Genomic DNA, 7142 nt, shown 5'->3' on the forward strand with positions numbered 1-7142 from the left:
CACATGGCGGTCACCACGGTGAGAGGGAAGGTTAAGCCGGGAGATAATCCGTTCTTATTGAAAAGGCTTTATATTTTAAGAACGGATTCGCTGGAGACGATGTCGCGGCTGATAAGCAACCAGCCGCAGGGGTAAGGCTATCAGGCAACCTGTACCGGAATAGCTTTCGCGGTACGCTTCATTTCGTTGTCGCCTTCAAAGTAAGCCACTTTCGGGCGCCATGTACGGGCTTCTTCATCAGACATGGTGACGAAGCTGGCGATAATCACAATGTCGCCAACCTCTGCACAATGCGCTGCCGCACCGTTCACCGAGATGATTCTGGAGCCGCGTTCAGCCGCAATTGCATAGGTTGAGAAACGTTTCCCATTCGTCACGTTCCAGATATCAATAGCTTCATTTTCCAGAATACCGGAGGCATCAAGGAAATCCTGGTCGATGGCGCAGGAGCCTTCATAGTGCAGGTCCGCCTGCGTGACTTTTACACGGTGGAGCTTGCCTTGCAGCATGGTGCGAATCATAACTTCTATACCCTGTCGTTTACCTTGGCTAAGCAGGTGCTACTGACCTGCTTTGAGAATTTTCAGGCAGTATTGCCTGATTTTTAACCCCTGTCTACTGGGCTAATGTAACGCTTTGATTATCGATCAGACGAGCCTGACCCAGCCAGGCGGCAACCAGAATCACTGCGCGTTTACTGCTTTCAGTCAGTTCAAGCAGCGTGTCGGCGTCGCGGATCTGAATGTCGTCGGCGCGGAAGCCTTTTTCATTCAGCTCGTGTTCAGCAATGGCGATAATCTCTTCCAGATCGCGTTCCCCAGCCTGTAATTTTTCGCCAATGCGGCTCATCACTTTGTACAAGCCAGGGGCGACTTTACGCTGCTCTGCCGTGAGATAGCCGTTACGCGAGCTTAGGGCTAAGCCGTCTTTGGCGCGAATAATCGGTACGCCGACGATCTCAATGTCATAACCCATATCCGCCACCATTTTGCGGATCAGCGCCAGTTGCTGGAAATCCTTCTCGCCAAAGCAGGCGATATCTGGCTGGATCAAATTAAACAGCTTGCTGACGATAGTGGAAACACCACGGAAGTGACCCGGACGGCTGGCGCCTTCAAGCATGGTAGACAGTCCCGGAACATCAACATAGGTATGACCTTCCGTGCCCTGCGGATAGATTTCTTTCTCTGATGGCGCAAAGACGATATCGACTTTGCGTTTGTTCAGCTTTTCGCAATCTTCCTGCAGCGTGCGTGGATAGCGCGCCAGGTCTTCCACACGGTCAAACTGCATTGGGTTGACAAAAATACTGACGATCACCACATCAGCCTGAGCCTTTGCTTCATCAACCAGCTTCATATGGCCGTCGTGCAGGTTGCCCATTGTCGGAACCAGCGCGACGCGTTTGCCTTCCTGACGCAGACGACGAATGTGCTGGCGCAGCAGCGGCAGAGTTTCAATAATTAACACTTGGACTCCTTAATGGAAACTGTGTTCTTCACCCGGATAGACGCCGGATTCAACCTCAGCAATATACTGCCGTACTGCGGCGCGCATGTCGCCCGCTTCAGCGAGGAAATTTTTGGCAAATTTAGGGATATGGCCGCCGGTAATGCCAAATGCATCGTGCATGACGAGGATTTGTCCATCAGTGACGTTACCTGCGCCAATACCAATAACCGGAATCGACAACGCATCGGTGACGCGCTTCGCCAGCTCAACCGGTACGCATTCCAGCACCAGCAACTGAGCGCCAGCCGCTTCCAGCGCCAGCGCGTCGTCGAGCAGCGTTTGCCCGGCATCACCACGGCCTTGCACCTTATAGCCACCATAAATGTTGACGGACTGCGGGGTCAGCCCCAGATGACCGCACACCGGGACCGCGCGTTCGGTGAGCATTTTCACCGTATCGACCAGCCACGCACCGCCTTCTACCTTGACCATGTTGGCGCCCGCACGCATAACCACCGCGGCGTTTGCAAAGGTTTGTTCTGGCGTAGCGTAGGCCATAAACGGGAGATCGGAAAGCAGCAGGCAGTTGGGTGCCCCGCGACGCACGGCGCGAGTGTGGTAGGCAATATCTTCAACGGTGACGGGGAGGGTGGAATCATAGCCCTGAACGGTCATGCCCAGCGAGTCGCCAACCAGCATCACATTGATACCTTCGTCGGCAAAGAGTTTCGCGAAGCTGTAGTCGTAAGCCGTAATCGTCGCGAAGCGTTTCTTCTCTTGCTTGTATTTTTGCAGCAATGAGATTGTTGTCGGTTTCATAACATTTCCTGATGGTGAAAGTCATATTTAACGGCATTCTAGCAGTCACATTCAGGGGGGCAATTGATTTAAGCAATCGTTTGGCGCGAAAGCAGTAAACGCTAAAGGGAAAGGATTACTTTACCAGTGTGCAGGTTTTGCTGCACCGAGTTGGGCGAGGTGTTGATGTAGGCTGGTTCCGTCCGGGAAGCTCAGTTCAGGCGCAATTTCATACAGCGGCCACAGCATGAAGCCGCGGTTCTTCATGTCGTAGTGCGGCACGGTCAGACGTTCGGTGTTAATCACTTCATCGCCAAACAGCATGATGTCGAGGTCCAGCGTACGCGGGCCCCAGCGTTCAGCTTTACGTACGCGACCCTGCTGTAGCTCAATGCGTTGGGTGTGATTAAGCAGTTCTTCGGGCGCGAGAGTCGTTTCCAGCGCCACGGCCGCGTTCAGGTAGTCTGGCTGATCCTGTGGGCCTAACGGCGGCGTACGGTAAAACGAGGAAACGGCGACGATGCGGCTGTCGGGAATGTCGCCGATCGCTTGCACGGCAGCATTAACCTGCTCCAGAGGTGAGGCTAAATTGCTGCCGAGCGCAATATAAGCGAGGGTCACGCGGAACCTTCGCGACGTGGCGCACGTTTGCGCGGACGACGATGGCGGCGGCGTTCTGGTTCTTCGTCGAGTTCGTTCAACATGCCTTTTTGTTCCGGCGGCGCGGAAACCTGGAATTCGCCCCACCACTGCGCCAGACGCTGCAGTTCGGCGTTATTTTCCACTTCGGCACGCAGGGCCAACAAGTCGTAGGCAGCGCGGAATTTTGGATGCTCCATCAGCTTCCAGGCGCGTTTGCCCTGACGACGGGACATGCGTAACTGAAGCTGCCAGATATCACGGGTGAGCGACGTCAGACGCTTAGGAATAGCCAGCGAGCGGCAGGCTTCGTCCAGTACATCGTTCATCGCCAGTGCGAAAGCGTCGTAATAGGCCAGACCGCTTTCCTGTGCGATTTTCTGCGCTGCTTCCAGTAACGGGTACCAGAACATCGCCGCAAACAAGAATGCCGGATTCACGCGCATATCATTGTGGATACGGGTGTCGGTATTCTTTAGTACCTGGGCAATGATGCGTTCCATCGCGCTGTCACCGTCTTCGGTGAAATAGCGGGTGATGGTTGGGAACAGCGGCTGGAACAGGCTGTACTCACGCAGTTTTTTATAGGTTTCATACCCGTAGCCCGCCTGTAACAGTTTGAGCGCTTCTTCAAACAGGCGTGCGGGGGGAATATCGTTAAGCAGCGTTGCCAGACGTGGGATCGGCTCTGCGGTTTCCGGGCTGATACGCATGTCGAGTTTGGCGGCAAAGCGCACGGCACGCAGCATACGTACAGGATCTTCGCGGTAGCGCGTTTCCGGATTACCAATCAGGCGGATGACGCCATCTTCGAGATCCTGCATGCCTCCGACGTAATCACGCACGGTGAAATCGGCCACGCTGTAATACAGGCTGTTAATCGTGAAGTCGCGGCGCTGGGCATCTTCTTCGATGGAGCCGAAGATGTTGTCACGCAGCAGCATACCGTTTTGCCCGCGCTGTGACGTGGTGCGATCGGACTCACTGCCTTCATGGTGTCCACGAAAGGTCGCAACTTCGATAATTTCCGGGCCAAACATGACATGGGCCAGACGGAATCGACGCCCAACCAGGCGACAGTTACGAAACAGTTTTCGCACCTGATCTGGTGTTGCATTGGTGGTGACATCAAAATCTTTCGGCTTTTTGCCCAGCAAAAGATCGCGTACGCCACCGCCTACCAGCCATGCCTCGTATCCGGCCTTATTGAGCCTGTACATTACCTTCAGGGCATTTTCACTGATATCTTTGCGGGAGATAGAGTGCTGCTCACGCGGGATTACCGTCATATGCGGACGGGCGACGGCAAGCTCGGCCTCGCGCTCCTCACGGCTTAGCACCTTGCGGCAAAAATTAGCGACTCGGGTAAAAATAGTGCACCTCGGTAGTGTCAAACTTCAGTCAGAACAAGTGTTGCTGTGTAAAAATCGCGGCTAATCATAGCTCAGCATGAGTCATTTGAGAATGCCGGATTTACATTCACTGAACCCGGCACAGTCGTAAGCGTCCAATTTTGCACCGCAGTTTGCAGTAATTCTTCCACACTCAGCGCTTGCCACGGTATTACAGTGTTCTGACCGAGGAAGCGCAACGCGTTGATGAGAACCGGGCGTGGATCGCCTTGCGGCAGGGCAGGCGCATGATTCTGCTTAGAAAGTTTAGCGCCTTGCTCGTTGAGCGCCAACGGCAGATGAATATAGTCCGGTACTTGCCAACCGAACTGTTGATACAACGAAATTTGGCGTACAGTCGGTTCGATGAGATCCGCGCCGCGTACAATCTCTGTTACTCCCTGGAAGTGGTCATCAACCACTACTGCAAGGTTATAAGCAAACAGTCCGTCGCGTCGGTGGATAATAAAGTCTTCCCGTGCAAGCTCTGGGTCGGTGTGAATATTGCCGCGCAGCAGGTCGTTAAAGTGTAAAACGGGATGCTGTTGCTTGATGCGTACCGCTGCATTTTCCGGCCCGTGGCGTAACGCACGGCAATGACCGTCGTAAATCCCGCCAATACTCTGAATACGGGCGCGTGTGCAGGTACAGTAGTAACTTAAATCTTGTTGTTGTAACCAGGCCAGTGCCTCACGGTAGGCGTCATGGCGTTGCGACTGCCACATGATTTCGCCATCCCAGTGCAGTCCATAATGTTCCAGCTGACGCAGAATCGTCTCTGCAGCACCGGGAACTTCACGAGGGGGATCGATATCTTCAATGCGTACCCGCCAGATTCCGCGCTGTGCACGGGCCTGCAGATAACTGCCGAGGGCGGCTACCAGGGAACCAAAATGCAGTTCACCGGAAGGTGAAGGGGCAAAACGGCCAATGTAGGGTTTGTCTGTCATGTCGATGGATAATATAAAAGAATAAGGCGGGAGAAACTCCCGCCCAGGTACTGTCGGATTAGCGTAATGCTACCCGGCATGCAACAGTCTACCGGATTAACCCGCCATCTGTTTTTCGCGAATTTCTGCCAGCGTTTTGCAGTCGATGCACAGATCGGCTGTTGGACGGGCTTCCAGACGACGAATACCAATTTCTACGCCGCATGATTCGCAGTAGCCGAAATCTTCGTCTTCTACTTTCTTCAGTGTCTTCTCGATCTTTTTGATCAGTTTGCGCTCACGGTCACGGTTACGCAGCTCAAGGCTGAATTCTTCTTCCTGTGCGGCACGGTCAACCGGATCAGGGAAGTTAGCCGCTTCGTCCTGCATATGAGTCACAGTGCGATCGACTTCATCCCTGAGTTGATTACGCCATGCTTCAAGAATACGCCTGAAGTGCGACAGCTGGGCTTCGTTCATATACTCTTCGCCCGGTTTCTCCTGGTACGGCTCCACCCCAGCGATGGCGAGAATACTCAGGGACGATGTTTTACGGTTTTGCCCTTCTTGCATGTTGCTTCTCCTTAACACGCACTATCGATCCCCATGTTCGGGGGAAAAATCAGGTCGCTATAAATAGCAGATGCTTTTCCGGATAGCAATTATCTATACGTAACACTTGACAACCCTGTGAGGAAAAGCGTATTTGCGCACGCGGCCAGAATATTAATTAACCCGTTGTTTACACCATTACAAGGCAATGGGCAACGGCTCTTTAAGAGTCATACCATGGGCAGAAAGTTCCGCTTTATAAACCAGAATTTCGACCCCCTTTAGCTGTGCTTCGACTAATAACTGCGCATATTTTGCATCGATATGGCGCGCGGGTGAAAACCGTGTAATGGCTGAATGTAGTACCGCGAAAAATATGACGGCACGTTTACCTTCAGCCGCTACGCTCATCAATTCCCGAAGATGTTTCTGACCTCGTTCAGTTATGGCATCGGGAAAATAACCATACTCTTTTTCCGCCAACGTGACTGATTTTACTTCAATATAGCAGTCAGTCCGGGAATCTGCCTGTAACAAAAAATCAATACGGCTGCCTTCTGCGCCGTATTTTACTTCACTTTTCAACACGCTGTAGCCAGAAAGCTCCGCAATGAGTTCATTCTGAATAGCCTCTTTCGTTAAGCGATTGGCCCATAGCGTGTTAACACAAATAAATGCATCAGATGCGGTTTGCGTTAATTCCCAGGTATGTGGATATTTCCGCTTAATATTTTCTGATGTTGAATACCAGACGGTATCACCCGGGGTTGCGCATCCGGTCATTGCTCCGGTATTTGGGCAGTGTAGCGTCAAGGTTGTGCCATCCGGTGTGATCACATCCGCTAAAAAACGTTTATAGCGCTGAATTAGCGTAGCGCGTTGTAAAGGGGGAGAAAATTGCATGAATAATACCCTTGATTATTTGCTCAGCACCCAGCGTTGCAAGGTTGAATAGCGAGTGCGTCCTCGCTCAAATGACGAGGCATAAAGCGCAAACTCCGTAACCGGAAATGACCAGCAAAAACCGGGTGGCGGGATGGCGACTGCATGACTGGCATCGCGCAAGAGCGTGATATGCGGGTGAAAGGGCTGTGGGCTCTGGTAGCATCCGCTGCGTGCGGCCTGTGCTCGCAGCATATTGGCCAGTTGCAATAACCCGCGTGGCGGCTGACGCATTCCCAGCCACACAACCCGCGAACGCAGCCATTGCCCTGCATCGTCCAGCCTGAGCGTGAACGCCGGCTGGCGAATGCGTCCAGCCAGTTGTGATAGCGCCTGCTGTTTCTCGGCACTCACATTCCCTAAAAAAGCCAGCGTCAGGTGCAGATTGTCTGCGGCGACCGGACGGCCCGCCTCTGGCGGAAATTGTGCGGCTCGCCAG

General features: G+C 53.2%; 9 protein-coding genes and 1 pseudogene. 1 reads left to right on the forward strand and 9 read right to left on the reverse strand.

Features of this window, described 5'->3' with window-relative positions; genetic code table 11:
• A pseudogene (locus tag FDX03_RS23185) lies at positions 1-135 on the forward strand (polysaccharide deacetylase family protein); the annotation flags it as partial.
• 5 nt (positions 136-140) lie between these two features.
• Here the strand turns inward: FDX03_RS23185 and panD are convergent.
• The 9 genes from panD to thpR all read right to left on the reverse strand — a co-directional run.
• Positions 141-521 carry an aspartate 1-decarboxylase gene (gene panD, locus FDX03_RS08785; protein ID WP_000621526.1) on the reverse strand — a complete coding sequence of 127 codons (381 nt, stop codon included), beginning with the start codon at positions 519-521 and terminating at the stop codon, positions 141-143.
• Positions 522-615: 94 nt separating this feature from the next.
• A complete protein-coding gene (gene panC / locus FDX03_RS08790) occupies positions 616-1470 on the reverse strand; it encodes a pantoate--beta-alanine ligase (protein ID WP_061067264.1) in 855 nt (284 codons plus the stop codon).
• A 9-nt stretch (positions 1471-1479) separates the two neighbouring features.
• Entirely contained in the window at positions 1480-2271 is a 792-nt protein-coding gene (gene panB / locus FDX03_RS08795; RefSeq protein WP_137345804.1) for a 3-methyl-2-oxobutanoate hydroxymethyltransferase, read from the reverse strand.
• A 120-nt stretch (positions 2272-2391) separates the two neighbouring features.
• Entirely contained in the window at positions 2392-2871 is a 480-nt protein-coding gene (gene folK, locus FDX03_RS08800; protein ID WP_048212665.1) for a 2-amino-4-hydroxy-6-hydroxymethyldihydropteridine diphosphokinase, read from the reverse strand.
• Complete coding sequence (gene pcnB, locus FDX03_RS08805; RefSeq protein ID WP_204266837.1) at positions 2868-4262, reverse strand: polynucleotide adenylyltransferase PcnB; 1395 nt, start codon at positions 4260-4262, stop codon at positions 2868-2870. The genes folK and pcnB overlap by 4 nt, the downstream gene beginning before the upstream one ends.
• 71 nt (positions 4263-4333) lie before the next feature.
• A complete protein-coding gene (gene gluQRS / locus FDX03_RS08810; RefSeq protein WP_005124711.1) occupies positions 4334-5230 on the reverse strand; it encodes a tRNA glutamyl-Q(34) synthetase GluQRS in 897 nt (298 codons plus the stop codon).
• 96 nt (positions 5231-5326) lie between these two features.
• A complete protein-coding gene (dksA, locus tag FDX03_RS08815) occupies positions 5327-5782 on the reverse strand; it encodes an RNA polymerase-binding protein DksA (protein ID WP_003829221.1) in 456 nt (151 codons plus the stop codon).
• 177 nt (positions 5783-5959) lie between these two features.
• Positions 5960-6664 carry a DNA/RNA nuclease SfsA gene (gene sfsA / locus FDX03_RS08820; protein ID WP_061067266.1) on the reverse strand — a complete coding sequence of 235 codons (705 nt, stop codon included), beginning with the start codon at positions 6662-6664 and terminating at the stop codon, positions 5960-5962.
• A 15-nt stretch (positions 6665-6679) separates the two neighbouring features.
• On the reverse strand, positions 6680-7142 hold a 463-nt coding region (gene thpR, locus FDX03_RS08825), incomplete at its 5' end, for an RNA 2',3'-cyclic phosphodiesterase (RefSeq protein WP_249357021.1).

The sequence above is a fragment of the Citrobacter sp. wls827 genome (genome assembly GCF_005280875.1).
Lineage (GTDB): Bacteria > Pseudomonadota > Gammaproteobacteria > Enterobacterales > Enterobacteriaceae > Citrobacter > Citrobacter youngae.